Genomic DNA, 16,166 nt, shown 5'->3' with positions numbered 1-16,166 from the left:
TATTCATAAAAAGTCCTTAACCCTGACGACTGCCGCCGCGCTGCTTGAGGAAGTTGGCGAACAGCTCATGGCCCTGCTCGGTCAGGATCGACTCGGGGTGAAACTGTACCCCTTCGACGTTCAGTGTCTTGTGACGCAGGCCCATGATCTCGTCAACCGAGCCGTCGTCATGTGCTGTCCATGCAGTCACTTCCAGAGCGTCAGGCAGTGTATCCAGCTTGACCACCAGCGAGTGATAACGCGTGACGACCAGCGGATGGTTCAAGCCTTCGAACACGCCCTGGTCTTCATGGATCACCGGACTGGTCTTGCCGTGCATGACCTGACGCGCACGGACCACGTCACCGCCAAATGCCTGACCAATGGACTGATGCCCAAGGCAGACGCCCAGAATCGGCAGTTTGCCCGCGAAGTGCTTGATCACTTCCAGCGAGACACCGGCTTCATTGGGTGTGCAAGGACCGGGCGAAACGACGATGCGCTCGGGGTTCAGGGCTTCGATCTGCGCGATGGTCAGCTCGTCATTGCGGATGACCTTCACGTCGGCGCCCAGTTCGCCCAGGTACTGCACGACGTTGTAGGTGAAGGAATCATAGTTATCGATCATCAGCAGCATTTTGCTATTAACCTTTTGAATTTACTGACTTCGTTTACGCCTTCAGATCGCGATTCGCTCAAGCATCCGCCTTTTCAGCCACATCGAATGAGGTGACAGTGGCGGGAGAACATGACGAATTGAAGACATACAGGTGCGGGTCCGGCAGGGCCGGCAAGGAAATAGTCAGGCGCGCCAACGCCAGCGGGCGTGAGCCTTGATAACGCGCATCAAGAGTTTGCTGACAATCGTCACGGAAGGGGTCTCATCGGTACGTTTCGGGACATTAGCGTACCGATGAGAGCGGTGCAATATGAATGTATCGGGCGAAGCGCTCGATAACGTCGATGGGCGAGCCTGGGAAAGGCTGCAAGAAGGCCGCGCCTCCGTGTGGAGGCGGGAAAGAGGCAGGTCGTTCAGAACGCGATCTCACGCACGTAGGCCTGGCAGGCCTTGAGCGCAATCAGTCCCTGGTCGCCGTCGTCGGCGATGGCGACAATTCGTTGAGCAGCCGTTGGGTCAAGTTCGGCTCGCGGCCCTCCATGAACCACGCGGCCGGAGTCGGTGGCGGCTGACACTCCAGCACCACCGCTCGGGGTGGCGAGGAGGACTGACAGCCGCAGATCAGCAGTGGCCAGGCGATCACGCAGGCGGACCTGAGAAGTCTGTGCATCACTCAATTCCTTGTGAAGGGTTGTGTCGCTGTTTTGCAGACGGACTTCCAGCGCCCGTCGCCTGGCCTGCTCAGCGGTTTGCCAGTCGCTGACTGCCCTGGACGCCAGTTCGCGCTCCTGCAAACAGGCCATCGCCTGCTCGGAGAGTTGCTGCTCGTAGCGCGTGGCCTGCCATTCCCAGGCAAGCCAGCCACCGAGGCCTGAACCGACCACGACCGCCAACAACACGAAGCGCAGATCCAGACCATTCACGGCAGCACCTCCAGGGCGCGTTGATAGAGCGCCTGTCGATCGGCCAGACCATTGATGCCGCCATTGATACGCCGGGTGATCATCAGGAAATCGCCCTTGTCCGCCAGCGCGTTCAGGTTGGCGCGATCCCAGAACCATGCCGCCGACATCGCGGCATGGTCGGGCCTTTCAAGCAGCTCGGGCTGGCGCAACAGATCCAGACCCAGCGCCTCCCCGCACGCTTCATAGTTGGCCCGCCCCGTGACCTGAATCAGCCCACGACCCCGGTAAAGCTGGCCGTCGCCGTCTGCGTCGGGCGTGTTGCCCAGACGCAGCGCCAACTGACCCGTGTCGTACTTCGCCAGGTAACTGTCGTTGCCCAGTTCACGCACGTACCGCAACTGGCCGGACTCATGACCGATCTGCGCGATGAATGCCGCCACGCGCAGCCGTGTGTCGATGCAGTAGCAAGTCATCGCGATGTTGAGAGCAGGAACGAAAACGCCGGCTTTAAGGCCGGCGTTGGGGAGGATGTTTAGCAATTGTTGCTGGTTGACAGGCATGGGTCCTCCTTGGGCAGACGGGCTCAAACAAACGGCGTTGCTGGCGCAACAGGCCATTCGAACGACACGGGAAAGCCAGGCAGCGCATCGAGTTGGGCAAGCTGCACGCGGTAAAGCCAGTACGCATCACGCTCGGCCTGTAGCGCAGGCAGGGATTTGAGTTGAGCCTCGATGGTGCTTTGCAACGTGCCCAGCGTGTTGTTCAACGCCTCGATTTTCGCAGTAGCCATGGCCGCATAGCGGTCACGCTGAACTCGACCGTCTACGGTGACGACAGGCTCAAGCGGTTCAAGCGGCTCAAGAACCGGGCCAAACTCGCTGAAGATTGCACGATCAAACAGCTTTCTGGCTTGCGGCCTCGGGTCGTTGAAGGAAACGGTGACCGCCTCTTCACCACGCGTATCTTTGGTTTTCTCGAAAACCACCAAAAGAATAATGGCGTTATGGGACTGATCGGCCCAGCGAGGGTTGCGAATGCTCGACATCACCCAGGGCAGCTCATCATCGCTCACACCTGTCGGCGGCGTTGGCACTTCAGGCGGCTTTACGTACACGAACGGCGACGCAGGCGGAACCGGCCATACGAACGACATAGGAAACCCCGGGATGTCTTCGAGGTGGGCGAGGTCTGCCCGGTAAGCCATGTAGGCATCAAGCTCGGCCTGCAGCGCAGGCAGGGATTCAATCTGAGCCTGGGTGGCCGTTCCCGATGCGACAGCGTTCTGCAGGACAGACAGATCGTTGGTCAGTGCATCGATTTTGCGGCTCTCGTCGGCCGAGTAGTTGCCACGCTTCATCATGACGGCGATCCGCACCATCTGCTCGGTGGGCTCGGCAATGACTCCAAACTCACCCGCGACGGCGCGATTGAACAGCGCGACAACTTGCGGATCCTGGTCATTCGCAGAGATGGATATCCCCTCCTCACGACCGGAATCCTTGTTTTCTTCAAAAATCACCCACAGGTTCAGGGTGGTGTGGGCTTGATCCGCCCAGCCAGGGTTGCGGGCGCTGAGTACTGTTTTCATGTGAATACCTTTTAATCATTATTGAGAGCAAAAAAACGCCGGCGTGAACGCCGACGCTGGGGGAAGGATCCAGGGAGGTTGTTTTCCAAGACGCATGCCCCGTTCACTATTGGGCACTTCGGCGCCACTGATGCTTTAAGCAGACACGGCTTCTTCGACTGGCTGCACATACACAAACGGCTTTGCCGGAGCCACAGGCCAATCGACCTTCGCTGGATAACCTTCCAACGTTTCAAGCTGGGAAAGTTGCACGCGATAAAGACGGAACGCATTGAGCTCGGCCTGTATCGCAGGCAAGGAGTTCACTTGCGCTTCAGTCTCCATCTTCAACGCCGTGGCGTCTTGCAGCGTATCCAGCTCAGCAACCAGCTCGTTGATTCTGGCAGTGGCTGTTGCTGAAAAGGCTTCCCGCTGGAGCGTAACCAGCGTTAATACCGTTTGCTCGGTGGGCTCCAGTACCTCGCCAAACTCACCGGCGACAGCACGGTTGAACAGGTCGACGCCGTGAGGCTCGGAATCTTTGGGAGACGCAGCAAAAGGCACCTCACCATAGATATCTTTCATTTCTTCAAATAACACCCACATCTCAATAGAGGTGTGTGCCAGATCGGACCAGCGAGGGTCGCGAGCGCTTAATACTGTGTGCATATAAATACCCTTAGCTGGTTCTTTGAAAGAGAGTGCGTTCGCCGTTGGAGAAAGCGCCATGCGCACGCCATGTGCCGACACCAATGGTTCCTGAGTTATTGGTACTGCCATCACTGCCGTTCGTGGAGCTGTAAATGAGATTGTTGCCCGCTACCAATCCACCCTGATTGACCGCACCCATAGAGTTGATGACGCGCGCGAATGCATAAGAACCCGTCCCGCCCAGCCCTATACCGACAATTTTTGCCATCAAGTTCTGATCATTGATCAGGTCGCCGAAATCCGCTGCATCTACTTGAAGGCGTAAACTTCCCGCACCGTTGTAACCAATACGTATTTTATTGGCGGTCATGTAAGGACCGCCGCCTTGTTCGATAGGCATATAACCCAGCTTGGTCTGAAGCGCACACATCGCCGAATCAGAGGCTCGCCGCATGTAAGGTTGTGTAATATCCCCGGCGGCCAGTCCTACGTAAGTGATGCTGTCAGCTAACGATCTGCTTGCGACGCGCGAATCCACTTCGCTTTTTACGTACACGTCGGCTACGTTGGCTTTACTGGCCGGATTAAAGTTATTGGAATACCAGAGATTGCCCAGATCGGCGGCGTCGACCGTCGCTTTCAAGCCCGTCGAGGACCAGCCTATTTTGACCAGATTGGCTAGCTGGCCTACTCCACCGCCTTGCTGAACGGGCGTATAACTCAGCTTGGTCTGAAGCGCGCACATAGCCAAATCCGACGCTCGACGCATGTAGGGTTGTGTCACGTCACCGCCGGCCAGCCCCACATAAGTGATACTGTCAGCTAACGCCCTGCTTCCCACACGTGTATCGACTTCACTTTTGACGTAGACGTCAGCCACGTTGGCTTTATCGGCCGGGTTAAAGTTTTTGGAGTACCACAGATTGCCCAAGTCGGAGGCATCGACGGTCGCTTTAAGATCTGAACCGGACCACCCTATTTTTATCGAATTACCTTGTTGCCCTACGCCGCCGCCCTGCTGAACAGGGTCAAAACCCAGCCTTGACTGCAGGAAATAAATACCCCCGTCCGACTCACGACGCATATACGGCGAATCAGCCTGGTTGCCTGCCATGCCTACATGAGTAATCGAATCGCGAAGAGGTCGCTGAGTATGCCGAAAGTCTGACTCCGCCTTGGTATAAGCATCCGTAACACCGTACCCGGCAAGCGTCGTAGGATTACCCCCCTCCTCAACCTGCCCATACCGATTGACCTTCACCCGGCTATAACTACCCGCCGCCACGCCACTTCGCCCCAGCGCTCGCTCGAAGACCAAGCCTGTGGTGCCCAAAACCGGAGCCGTTGTGTTGGTCAACTGCCAGACCGTACCGCCGTTCCTCGTACCTGCCTGCACCGGCACAAGGTGACCGGGGGTGCACTCGGTACTTTCATTGGCGTCCTGCGCTCGTGTCCAGGCGTCTGCTGCTGCCAAATAGATCCAGTTCTGCGCCGGGTTGTCCTGGTTCTTGACCAGTACCCGGTCGCCTGCCACCAGCGTGACGTCGTCGATGGTCTGCAAGCCGCTCAAGCCGATCGCCATGGTCGTGGCGCAGCGCACGGACTTTTTGTAGTCCGAAGCGGCGAGACCGAGAATGGCCCTGTGCAGTTGCGTGACATCCGCTTCGCTGGGCACCAGACCGGCCCCCAGAATCACGTTCAGAATCTCCTGCGTCACCGAGTTTCCCCACTGCGCCGGAATCAGCGAGCCGGGGGTGCCGGTCGCCGGGTTTTCATCTACAAACTTGCCGCTGACCAGGCCTACGCCTGGCACACTCTTGGGATAATCCATAGGTTGTTCCTCAGTTGAAATTAACGAATTCGATGCCGTGCGCCGGTGCTGCTCGACGAATCAGGCATTCGATTGCGGTTCCGGGATTGACCCCGAAACGCTCTCCCCAGTAACTGGCGCCAAAGCGCCGACCCAGCCGCTGGCGCCCGCCGGTGTTCAGGGTCCACATGAATTGCGCGTTCCAGGTGCCGAAATGCGCCTGCCCAAAACGAGAACGCCCCATACGGGGCGTTCTGAATTCGGTGACGGAGGCATCGGGATAGCCCTGGCTGACGGCAATCCCGACGTAGAACGCCGCGTTCTGCCCTCCTACGGCTACCAGCCGCTGACGTACCGATAGGCGTCGGTCTTCGAACAGTGGCTTGAGGCCAAGGCAGGGGTCGGGCAGGTTCATGACCCGCTCCCAATCCGGAACCAGTTCGCTGACGGTGGCCGGGTCCATCTCGTTGAGCAGGTCGAAGGCGCGGCCGTCAATGCGAGCGAACTCATGGGACAGGCCGGCGATCAGTTGCTGCACCTCGGGCACGCGCTCCGGGTCCCAGGCAGGTCCGGGCGGTAGCAGGGCTTGCAGTTGTTCGGCGTAATGCTCGGCGGTTCTTATGACGACCATAGAATCCCCCCGAAGGTGAGCAGCTGATTGGCGGCTGCCGTGACATTGGCCGTCGGTGAGATCAACACGTGGTCGGTTTCTCCGGTCGCCCGGCTGATGGCCTCGGCAATGTGCGTCAGCAACAGGGTTTCACCCAAGCCCGCCTCGCGGTTATGCAGGTCCGCCAGTTGCGCCTGCACAGCGGCGCGCACCGCCGTGGTGTCCGGCGTCAGGCTGATGGTGTAGGTCACTGGTTTCTGCACCGGCGCCAGCACGTACAGTTCGGCCGTGACCGGGCGCAGCGGCTCGATGTATGCCGCCACCTGGGCCAGCTGATCCGCATCCGGCGTCGGGGTGGCGTCATCGTCGCGCATGAAAAACACCGCGACGGTGCCCGGCCCCATATAACGACGTACACACCAGGCTCGTGTTACGCCCGGCACGTCCAGCGCCCAGGTGACGTAGTCGTCCTGATTGCCGCCGTGCGGGATGACCCTGTAGGAACGCACGACACGAGCCCGCAGCGACTCGGTGCTTTCCCGGGCGATGCCGCCGGTCAGGCCGTCGGCGATCACGGTAAAGCTGCTGTCGATGCCTTCGACAGGCTGCACGACGGTCATGACCTGACCGGCATCCGCATTGCCCAAGGCTCCCGCGTCCACCGCCTCGACAGTGGTCGTGTTGTTGCCTGCCACTGTGGTAACGCCCTGGGTTACGCGATAGAAACGCCCATCGCTGAACTGCAGGATCGTGTCGACATCCAGCACAGCGCCCGCGGCCGCCACAAAACGCACGGCGCCGGTGGCAGGCTGCGCGGGTTTGCGCGGTTGCCTGAGACGCAGGATGGCCTGGCGCTCCAGGGTTTCTTCATCGGCGGTGTCCGGCAGAATCTGGTCCGCGATCCAGTCCTGATAGCCATACAGCCCATAGGCAGCGCCACTGTGGGCGCGGGACAGCACGCGGGCATCGGACTGACGAAGCGCGTCGCCCGCCAGATCAACCTGTGTGCGGTTGACGAGTGCGGGTAACGTGGGGGTTTCAAACGGCATAAATCACCTGCCACTGTTCTGAAGGGTTGAAGCGCACGACCTGACCGTCCGGGACGACCAGCTCGACGCCCAGGTTCAAGCGATTGCTCTGAACCTGTTCGGTGAAGATATTGATGCGTTGGACGTGACCGTCGTCGATCAGCCAGCTCAACGCTTCGCGGGCATAGAACTCGGCGTCGCGCTGCGTCTGAGCGGTGAGCTTGACCCTGCGCAGCAGCCAGAGCCTGGAACCAATCCGGTCATTGGCAACGGCCGGGTAGGTGTCGCCCCACCAGCCGAAGCGCTCTGCATCGTCGAACGGATCGTCCGCTTCGGCGCGGCGCCAGGTGAACAGGCTGATGATCACCGAGCGCAGCAACGAAGCCTGCAAGGAGCCTTCGATAATCATCAGCCACCTCCAACGGGCGGCCCGCTCTGGTCGGGACCGGAGCGCACGCTGCCGTGCAGATGAGTGATCTGGCTGATGCCGCCGGCAATCTGGTCGCCCTGGGAAACGATCTTTCCGGTCTGGGTGATCTGCGGCGTATCGAAGTTCACCGCCGTCGCCGCCTTGATGTTCAAGGTGTTGGTTTCGATGTCGATGACCTTGCCGCGCTTGAAGTGCACCTTGTCGCCCTCATCGGTGTAGATCGCCACTTCGCCCGACTCCAGTCCCTGAAGGCGATAACGGCGGTCGGCGACGACCAGCAGCAGCCCATGGGAGCGGTCGCCGCCGATGAAGGCAGCGATGCCTTCGGCGCCGGCCAGCGGGTTGCTGGTGAAACCGTAGGGTTCGAAATGCTCCATATCGCCCCTGACCTCCCCTGCCGTCAGACGCATTTGCAGCGCCTGCATTTTGCTGCTGGCCCTTGCGAGCACGACCGTGCCGCGCACCAGCATGCGGTTGAATAGACTCATGCAAGTGTTCCTTCGTCATTGGGTTGCGCGTAGCTGTAGGCGTCCTTGTTGACCGGCACCTTGCTGCGCTTTTCAGGATCACCGGGCTCGGCTTCAAAACCCTCTATCGGCCCCACCACCAGCGTGGTGGTGGTGCCCTTATCGCTGAGCGAATAGGTAATGGCTGAAATCAGCATTTCCTGATCCAGATCGAGGATCGAATCAACGACCCGGACCAGGGTGTTATGGCGCCATAGCGCGCCGTTGGCCTGCCGCCAGCCCTGCACCTTGTAGGTCGTGAGCCGCGTCTTGCCCTGGCGATGACCGCGCTCCCATTTGGCACGGCTCAACGCCAGTGCCGGTGTGATTGGCGACTCCTCATGGATGACCAGCACACGCGCAGGCGTAACGCTGCTGTCAGTGACCGAGGCCGATACCTCGGACGCCGCCTTGCCGAATGTCTTGTCATTGCCCGCCTGCTGGCCAATGACCTGGTACTCGGAAAAGAGTCCGGAAAAATCCAGCGGCGCAACGGCTGACAGTACGTTCCTGCCCAGTTCCAGCGCGTCCACTGCATTGCCCATGCTGCCGGGCCTGGCGAGCACGACATTGCCGTATTCGTCATCGGTGGAAAATATCCGGAACACGGTCAGCAGGCGGTCGATGGACTTGAACACGGTCTCACCGGGCTCGATGGTGTGCTTCGATTTCCTCGAGGTTTCCGGTATCTCGCTGAGCACCTTCACGTTGTAGGACGCGGCCAGCTCCCTGACGATGGTCAGCGCCGACACGTCGTTCCACTCGCCAGGTTTGTTGATCGCAGAACAATCAATGAGGTCGGCCGTCAGGGAGCGCCCGGAGATCTTCAAGGTGATCTGCTTGTCGTCATAGCTCACAGGTGTGGCGAACACCCGGCCTGTCAGGATCAGCTCGCCGCCGATACTGACCGCACACCGGGCACCTGCCCGAACAGGTCTGACCATGTCCGTTCCAGGCCATTGCCAGGTCAGGCTGATGTCGAAGCTGCGCGCCTGACGCTCGATGCCTGCGGAGATTTCCACGGTTTTCCAGCCAGCGTAATCCTTGTCATCCACCGTCAAGGTGACAACATTGGGGTCGATCATGGGTTACTCCTGAGCGATCTTGAGCGTGCCGGGCGGCACGAAGCCTGGATGCGGAATACGGTTGCGCTGAACCACTTCGCGCGAGCGGCTTGCGTCGCCGAAACGACGGTACGCCAGCACCAGTGCCGGTAAAGGTTCGGAGACCTTCATGTCCTGCAGGCGTACACCGGAAGCAGCCACTGCGTTGAGGTGACTGATCAGTGCATGACGCAGCGTATTGAGCGCCAGGTAATGCTCCGGATCGGCTTTCAATGAGGCGTCCCAGATCGCCGCGCTGAGCGTGTCGCGCAGTTCGATCACATCGTCGGCCACCGGCACATCCGCACGTTGCAGCGGTTGAACCCGTTGCTGATCCAGCGAAGGAACGACCAGAATCGGTGTCGTGCTGACCGCCACCGGCATGCTGGCCACAACCCGCGCCACCTTGACGAGCAGCGCGTCCTGCACCAGATCCGCCGTGGCCTGAGCAGTCACCCCGGTATCGAGACCTCCGCCCTGATTGACCTGATTGATGCTGGAGACCGCCTGCGCCTGTTGAGTGGCGTCGGAGATGATCGAGCGATACGGAACCGCCTCGACACCCGAATTATTTCGGGAGACCGAGGCGCCGGACGCAACGTTACCGACGCTACCTGTGCCATTGGAACCGCTGGAACCACTGGAGCCGCCGCTACCCGAGCTACCGGAACCACTGCCGGAACTGCCCCCCGTATTGCCACTGCCAGAACTACCTGAACCACTGCCTGTGCTGCCACCGCCAGAACTTCCGCTGCCAGATCCAGTGCCGCCTGCGCCGACGTTGCTACTGCCGCGCTCTCTGCTGCTCCGGCGGCTGTCACCCTGGAAGCTGGCAAAGAACGTGGAGAACATCGTACTCACGGTGTAAGGCGCGTTGACCAGCGAATGCACCAGTGCGGTGGCATCCGAATAGACCGTCATGAACGAGGAGAACTGCCGCTGAATCGTGGCGAATACGCCAGACAATGTGCTGCGCAGCGCCTGAATGTTGATGCGCACCGCATCCACCGTCGCCATGACCGCCCGGTAGCGCCTGAGCGCAGAACCCAGCAATCCGTCCGACGCCTGCATGAGCTGGCGTCCCGTGTTGAGCGTCGACGTCGGAAACTTCAGCGGCTGATCCGGGTAGAACTTCAGGTTCAGACGCACGATTCCGCCTTCGGCCAGGCTGTGCGTCATGTCGCAATCGCCAACCTGCACCTGCATCCGTCCCAGCCAGGGATGCACCAACTCACCAGCGCCCGACGCTTCCAGCGCCTGAAGCAGCTTGTCCCTTTGCTCAAAACAGTCCGGCCCGACAATGAACGCCGTTACCGTATGGACTTGCGATTGCTTGCCCAGCGACTCGAAGTAAGGTTCGTTGCGCTGCGGAAACTCATGCAGTTGTCCTTTGCGTCCTATCGGAACGGCCGTACTGCTGATGAAAAAGCCGACACCCCGAAAGGACGCGGGCAACAGGCTGTCACGCCATGTACTCATGATGCGGCTCCTGCGCCGAGGGTTCGATAACCCACGCTTGGCGATATCGTCAAACCCGGTTGATTGGTCTGCATCTGTTCAGTGCGCATGCCAGGCGGCGCGTTTTCAAAGCGAATATTGAGCTCGCCTTCAAGCCGTGAACCCATGCCTGCGCCCTGTTGCAGCAACAGGCTGCCAGGGGCTGGCAGGTTGGGCGCACTCAGCAACTGGCTGGTTGCCGGTATGCCCATTGCCTGATTGATCTGCTGCTGTTTCAACTGGCTGACCTGCACAGCGTCGGAGGTCAGAAACGCCCCTTTGCCACCACCGGGACCGGCGTTATCCACACGCCGTTCTTCAGCGAACTCGTTGAGCTTTTGAGTGGCTTTTTGCAGCAGAGACTTGTCCTCGGAGCCCATACCGAACCAGCTCAGGATCGGGTCAATGAACGGCTTGATGTCCGTGAACAGAACCGAAAAGAAGGTTTTGATCGGCGCCCACTTCTCGTTGATCGAATCCATCGGCGACCAGTTGAACAGCCCCGTCAGCGCGTCCATGAGCGGCGCGGTCTCGGCCTTGATGCCTTCCCAGATACCCGTGAAGAAACCGCTCACGGGTTGCCAGGCAGCCGAAACCATGTCCATTGGCGACCAGTCGAACATTGATTGAAAGTAACCAATCACCGGCGAAGCCAAGGCCTGGATAACACCCCAAAGCGCGCTGAAAAACGCGGACAACGGCTCCCAGTTCGAGATGATCAGTCCGATCGGCGACCAGCTGAACAACGTCTTCATCACGTCGAACGCCGACGCAGCCAGCGTCTTGATGCCGTCCCAAAGCCCACCGAAAAACGCGGATAACGGTTGCCAATTCGAGACGACCAGACCGATCGCCGTCCAGCCGAAGACTGTCTTGAATACTTCCCACAACGCCATGACCGGCTCACGGATCGCAGCCCATACCGCCTGGAAATAAGGGGCAACGGTCGACCAGTTGGCGATCAGCAGACCGGCGGCCAGCGCCAGCGCCCGCACGATAATGCCCACCGGAGACATACCGAGGACCGAGCTCAGCACTCTGCTGGCGTTGGTCGCCGCGATGACGGCCACCTGCAGCACGCCAAAGGCAATCGCAGCGCCCACCACACCCTTGATGACGCCCGGGTGTTCGGCGGCCAGTGCTGCGACCTGAGAAATCATCGGCCCGATCACGGCCATTGTTTCGTTCATCGCAGGCAGAAACATGCTGCCGATGTTGATGCTCAGGCGATCAACCCGATTCTCCATCTCTTTGAGAGCGACCGCTGTCGTCTCCGAGTTGGCCTGGAACTCCTGCTCGATAGTCCCTGCCGACTGCACCCCTTCTCCGACTTTCGCCAGGTTGGAGCGCAGCACATCCAGGTTCTTCAGCAGCGGCGTGATAGCGCCCAGCGACTCTTCACCAAACAGTTGCGTGATGACCGCCGACTGTGTGCCCGGATCGACCGTCGAGATGGCCTTCAGTACCTTCTCGATGGTCCCGGACGGGTCCTGTTGCATGCCCTGGGTCAACTGGTTGATGTCCAGCTGCAGGGCCTCAAAAGCCCCGGCCTTGGCTGCGCCGCCCTCGGTAATCGACTGCATGAAACTCTTGATGCCCTTGGCGGCCACATCGGTCGGTACATCCACCCCGGCCAGCGTGGCGCCCATGGCGGCAATCTCGCCCGACGCCCGACCCGCCACAGGCCCGAGCGGGCCCATCGCGGTGACCATGGTCGCAATCTGCTTCTCCAGATTGTTGCCGCCCAGCACGTTGATCTTCTCGGACAGCGCCGCGACCTGTGGCTGAGTCATCTCGAATGAAGAACGCCACTTGCCCATCATCTCGCCAGACTGAGCTGCGGTCTGGTCGAACGCGATGCCCATTTTCACGGCATCGGTGGCAAACCCGGTCAGCTCGGCGCGTGGCACATTGGCCTTGGCGCCTTCAGTGACAATCGCCGCAAGACCACTGGCGCTTTCCGGAAGCCGTTCACTCAGGTCAAGAATGTCACGGCTCATCGCCTGGAATTGCTGCGGGGTATCAAACGTCACCGACCGTTTCACACCGGCCATGCTTGTCTCGAAACCCATTGCGGCCTTGACCGCATCGATCAGCGGCTGCGCCAGGGTGCTTTCGTTGATCATGTTTTCGAGCGGGACTTTTCCCAGCCCGGAGTCCTCAAGCCCTTGCTGGAATCCTTTGACGTTCTTGTTGATCGTCTCCAGCGTTGGAGACAGTTGATCGACGCCGGTGATCAGCGTTTTTATAGTGTCTGCCATCACTCCCCCTGCAGGATCTGGTTGATGCGTTGCGCCTGCAAGATCGACTCGGTGATGATGTCCAGCTCCCTGGACATCATCAGTTCGGGGTCGGTCTTCCAGAAGTACGCGAGGTCGTAAACGACGGCTATCAGGCCTTCAAGGTCGCTGATGCCGCTGCCATGAAAAAACTCGCGACCTTCCAGCTCAACGTGTTGATGTCACACAGATCCATCTGGTTGACGGACGACGGCGGAATGCCGGCGCAGACGGCGATGTATTTCGCCGCCACGTCCAGATCGAGGGACACGTCCTCGTTCTTGTCGATCCGGTAAGGCAGGGCCTTGATGGCGCGCGCTTCCTGTGCGGTGGGGCGGCGAAACGTCAGTTGCGAGACGGTTTCACCATGAGCCTCGATCGGGCTCACCAGTTCGATGATTTCGCTCATTGCCAGCTCCCCTGACTGCCATCGAATCGCAAGTCGATGGTGCCGTCATCGGCCTTGCTGACAGGTTCTTCGACCAGATAGGCGCCGGACAGAACGTAGGTCTTGCCATTATTGAATTCGCAGGTGATGGTCATATCCACACCGGTGGTGAGCAGTTTGAGCGGCATGTCTGGCGTGTGTACGGCCTTGAATTTCAACCAGGCGGCTTTATCCACTTCCTTGAAGTAGCCCGGCACGACGGTGTCACGCTTCACGTTCATCAACGGGGCTTCACCGCCGCCGCTGATGGTCAATTGGGTGCCATCCACTTTGATGTAGCAGGTACCCGCAACTTTCTGAGCCATGTTCTTTTATCTCCAGAATGAAAAAACCCGCACGAGGCGGGTTTGAAAGTGATGTTGGTGGAAAAACTTACGCCGCTTCGTCGTACTGCAGGCGGAACTGGTTGAGCAGTGCAAACACGCGCAGGCCGTTGATGTAATCCGGCGGGAACATCACGTTCACGCGGCTCGGATCGTTGCCGTCACGTTCAACGATAAGGTGCTGGGCGAACACTTCCGCGTTCTCCACATGGCCTTCTTCTTCAAGACGGGCGTACTGCGCGATCAGCTCACCGCGAATGGTGCTCGGCGTGATGATCGGCTGACCGGCGCCGAAACGCGTGCCATCGCTGGCCAGCTTGTGGCGACCGTACTTGCTGGTAATCACACCCTGCAGACGGCGAATGATGAACGCCGACTGGTGCATGGTTTCGCTGTCCAGGTAAGAGTTGTCGGCCTGGCCGTAAGCGTTCTTTTGATAGGTGGTGATCGAGCGCTGAATGCGCACATAACCGCCTTCGTAGTACGCCGTGGCAATGCCGTAACGCAGCAACGATTCACGCTCGGTCAGCGTGAAACGCTGGCTGGCCGGTGCAGGGTCCAGACCGGGCATGGTGCCGCTCTGGGTCGGACGGCTGGCGTCGGCGGAAATGAACACAGCCGTGCGTGCCGCCAGAGCAGCCGCTTGCAGCCAGACCGGCTGTGGCGCTGCCATCTCGACGGCCTGAATGGTGATGTGCTGATCGTTGCGCAGTTGACCTGCGGCGACCAACGTACCGACCGTGCCACGCTTGGCGCTGTAGACATGACCGTACAGTTGACGCGCCCAGCTCCAGCGACCGGTGCTGTCGTCCATGGCCGCTTTCCAGGCATCCAGCGTGCTGGTGTCGGTCCATGGCAGGCACAGGAACTCGAAAGGCTCATCGCCCAGAGCAGCCAGCGCCTGAACCTGGTCAGGGGTGCCGACGCCGCCGGTCATGGCGGTGACTTCAGCGGTGAGGCCTGCCGGAATCGCTTCGCCATTGGTCTTGCCCAGGCGGTTGAATTCCAGGCGGATGTCGTTGCCGCTCACGCCGCTCCATTTGCAAGAGAGGGTCAGCACGCCCGCGTCGACGACCGACCGGACTGGCAGGTCAGGCGTGGCGTTGATCTTCACCGACAGGGCATTGGCAGCCTGAGCCGCCGTTGCGCCATTGACCACAGTAGCTTGCACGCGCACGCCGCCGACATACAGGTTCAGCAGACCGGTTTCGGTCGCTGCGCCCGCTACGGTAACCGTTGCAACGGCTTTGGCGCCTTCGGTGTTGAGTAGCGGCAGGCACCAGACTTCACCGGTCGGGTCGGCCTTGCGCCAGGTTTCGTACATGGCGGCGAGCATGGAGCCCTGACCACCAAGGTTCTTCGCCAGCGCCACGCTTGGCACCAGCACCAGCGAACCGATTTCCGGGCCGGTGACATCGTCGTTGACCTGAGCAACGATCAGACGGCGCATGCCGGCCGACGCGCTGTTGGCGGCCGAGTTGTCCATCTCCGCATAGAACAGCGGCACGCGGACATCGGATGGAATGTTGTTAAAGCTGATAGCCATTGTTTGGCTTCCTCTTGATTAAGCCGTTTCGGCGGATTGAGTGGGGGATTGCTCGGTTTGCAGGGTGATATCGCCGTCGTTGTGACGGCGTTGCCACCAGGCGTTGAACGTCACGACGCGTCCTTCGGCAGGCAACAGATCGCCTGCTTCAGGGTCGGGCACGGTGCGGCCTTCGGCCGGTAGAACGGTGATGCGTTGGGTCATGGTTTTACATCTCCTGAGAATTTCACTTCGATACGCCCGTCCGGGCCTGGGTATTTCAGGTTGGGGTCTGCCGGGTCGATGCTGTCCATCTCGAACGTGGCACCGGTAAAGCCCGGCAACCCGTCCAGATACGCCTCGTGCCAGGTTTCGGCGGGCTGGCTTTCAAGGTTGCGACCCAACTGAAACTGCGAGGCGAAGCCGAAGCGATAGGTCACGCGGTCACCGCTGATCTGCACCAGCGCGCCACCCTGGTATTGCATCGGGTCGTACTCGCGCTCCGGGCTCCAGCCCACCAGCGCACGCCATAGCTCGGCGCGAATGGCATGCAGTTGTTCACTGGCTTCCTGTCCGCGCTTGTCGCCGCCATCAAGCACCACCACCACGTCCAGCCGGTCGGTGATGGTCTGGCGAACGACGTTCTGCAGATCGTTGGCCGTGGCGAGATCGCCGGTGGCAATCACATAAGCCGAGGGATGCGCGAGTTGATCGCCGAGGGCAACAGCCGCCCAGTCGATCCCTGCACTGATTCGCCCGGCAAAGGTCGGGCAGGTCGCCTGCAGATGGGCAACTATCGGGGTTATCTTCATGAGTGAATCCGCGTGTAAGAAATGTCGATCCAGCACGCCAGCAATGGCTGCCAGTCTGGAAGGTATGGACGGCT

At 60.1% G+C, this 16,166-nt stretch carries 18 protein-coding genes; all 18 read right to left on the bottom strand.

The window, feature by feature from the left end; translation table 11 throughout:
* Nucleotides 1-16 precede the first annotated feature (16 nt).
* The 18 genes from CFBP1590_RS03150 to CFBP1590_RS03065 all read right to left on the bottom strand — a co-directional run bounded on the left by CFBP1590_RS03150 (nt 17) and on the right by CFBP1590_RS03065 (nt 16,092).
* Complete coding sequence (locus tag CFBP1590_RS03150; RefSeq protein WP_029243345.1) at nt 17-616, bottom strand: aminodeoxychorismate/anthranilate synthase component II; 600 nt, start codon at nt 614-616, stop codon at nt 17-19.
* Between the two features lie 395 nt (nt 617-1,011).
* Nucleotides 1,012-1,521: a lysis system i-spanin subunit Rz gene (locus CFBP1590_RS03145; protein ID WP_058431020.1), complete on the bottom strand. Its 510-nt coding sequence runs from the start codon at nt 1,519-1,521 to the stop codon at nt 1,012-1,014.
* Complete coding sequence (locus tag CFBP1590_RS03140) at nt 1,518-2,063, bottom strand: glycoside hydrolase family 19 protein (RefSeq protein ID WP_029243347.1); 546 nt, start codon at nt 2,061-2,063, stop codon at nt 1,518-1,520. Before CFBP1590_RS03140 ends, CFBP1590_RS03145 begins: the two co-directional genes overlap by 4 nt.
* A 23-nt stretch (nt 2,064-2,086) precedes the next feature.
* Nucleotides 2,087-3,091, bottom strand: a complete 1,005-nt coding sequence (locus CFBP1590_RS03135) for a phage tail protein (protein WP_088234470.1) — start codon at nt 3,089-3,091, stop codon at nt 2,087-2,089.
* Between the two features lie 135 nt (nt 3,092-3,226).
* Nucleotides 3,227-3,739 carry a tail fiber assembly protein gene (locus tag CFBP1590_RS03130; protein WP_088234469.1) on the bottom strand — a complete coding sequence of 171 codons (513 nt, stop codon included), beginning with the start codon at nt 3,737-3,739 and terminating at the stop codon, nt 3,227-3,229.
* Nucleotides 3,740-3,749: 10 nt separating this feature from the next.
* Nucleotides 3,750-5,552 (bottom strand): phage tail protein, encoded by a 1,803-nt coding sequence (locus CFBP1590_RS03125; RefSeq protein ID WP_088234468.1) that lies wholly within the window; start codon nt 5,550-5,552, stop codon nt 3,750-3,752.
* Nucleotides 5,553-5,562: 10 nt separating this feature from the next.
* Entirely contained in the window at nt 5,563-6,162 is a 600-nt protein-coding gene (locus tag CFBP1590_RS03120) for a YmfQ family protein (protein ID WP_025995979.1), read from the bottom strand.
* Nucleotides 6,150-7,190, bottom strand: coding sequence for a baseplate J/gp47 family protein (locus CFBP1590_RS03115; protein WP_058431025.1), 1,041 nt, complete (start codon nt 7,188-7,190; stop codon nt 6,150-6,152). The genes CFBP1590_RS03120 and CFBP1590_RS03115 overlap by 13 nt, the downstream gene beginning before the upstream one ends.
* Nucleotides 7,180-7,578, bottom strand: coding sequence for a phage GP46 family protein (locus CFBP1590_RS03110; RefSeq protein ID WP_004885412.1), 399 nt, complete (start codon nt 7,576-7,578; stop codon nt 7,180-7,182). Before CFBP1590_RS03110 ends, CFBP1590_RS03115 begins: the two co-directional genes overlap by 11 nt.
* Entirely contained in the window at nt 7,578-8,087 is a 510-nt protein-coding gene (locus CFBP1590_RS03105; RefSeq protein ID WP_004885410.1) for a phage baseplate assembly protein V, read from the bottom strand. The genes CFBP1590_RS03110 and CFBP1590_RS03105 overlap by 1 nt, the downstream gene beginning before the upstream one ends.
* Nucleotides 8,084-9,190 carry a phage baseplate assembly protein gene (locus CFBP1590_RS03100; RefSeq protein WP_029243351.1) on the bottom strand — a complete coding sequence of 369 codons (1,107 nt, stop codon included), beginning with the start codon at nt 9,188-9,190 and terminating at the stop codon, nt 8,084-8,086. The genes CFBP1590_RS03105 and CFBP1590_RS03100 overlap by 4 nt, the downstream gene beginning before the upstream one ends.
* Before the next feature lie 3 nt (nt 9,191-9,193).
* Nucleotides 9,194-10,687: a DNA circularization protein gene (locus tag CFBP1590_RS03095; RefSeq protein WP_088234467.1), complete on the bottom strand. Its 1,494-nt coding sequence runs from the start codon at nt 10,685-10,687 to the stop codon at nt 9,194-9,196.
* Complete coding sequence (locus CFBP1590_RS03090) at nt 10,684-12,966, bottom strand: phage tail tape measure protein (RefSeq protein ID WP_088234466.1); 2,283 nt, start codon at nt 12,964-12,966, stop codon at nt 10,684-10,686. The genes CFBP1590_RS03095 and CFBP1590_RS03090 overlap by 4 nt, the downstream gene beginning before the upstream one ends.
* A 130-nt stretch (nt 12,967-13,096) precedes the next feature.
* Complete coding sequence (locus CFBP1590_RS03085) at nt 13,097-13,393, bottom strand: phage tail assembly protein (RefSeq protein ID WP_025995972.1); 297 nt, start codon at nt 13,391-13,393, stop codon at nt 13,097-13,099.
* Entirely contained in the window at nt 13,390-13,737 is a 348-nt protein-coding gene (locus CFBP1590_RS03080) for a phage tail tube protein (RefSeq protein ID WP_029243354.1), read from the bottom strand. The genes CFBP1590_RS03085 and CFBP1590_RS03080 overlap by 4 nt, the downstream gene beginning before the upstream one ends.
* A gap of 67 nt (nt 13,738-13,804) precedes the next feature.
* Nucleotides 13,805-15,301: a phage tail sheath subtilisin-like domain-containing protein gene (locus tag CFBP1590_RS03075; protein ID WP_088234465.1), complete on the bottom strand. Its 1,497-nt coding sequence runs from the start codon at nt 15,299-15,301 to the stop codon at nt 13,805-13,807.
* 18 nt (nt 15,302-15,319) lie between these two features.
* Nucleotides 15,320-15,505: a DUF2635 domain-containing protein gene (locus CFBP1590_RS03070; protein WP_004885397.1), complete on the bottom strand. Its 186-nt coding sequence runs from the start codon at nt 15,503-15,505 to the stop codon at nt 15,320-15,322.
* Nucleotides 15,502-16,092 carry a phage tail terminator protein gene (locus CFBP1590_RS03065; protein ID WP_058431030.1) on the bottom strand — a complete coding sequence of 197 codons (591 nt, stop codon included), beginning with the start codon at nt 16,090-16,092 and terminating at the stop codon, nt 15,502-15,504. The genes CFBP1590_RS03070 and CFBP1590_RS03065 overlap by 4 nt, the downstream gene beginning before the upstream one ends.
* Nucleotides 16,093-16,166: the final 74 nt, after the last annotated feature.

The organism is Pseudomonas viridiflava, assembly GCF_900184295.1.
Lineage (GTDB): Bacteria > Pseudomonadota > Gammaproteobacteria > Pseudomonadales > Pseudomonadaceae > Aquipseudomonas > Aquipseudomonas viridiflava.
The sequence above is the reverse complement of the archived record's forward strand: the minus strand, read 5'-3'. Positions and strand labels throughout refer to the sequence as shown.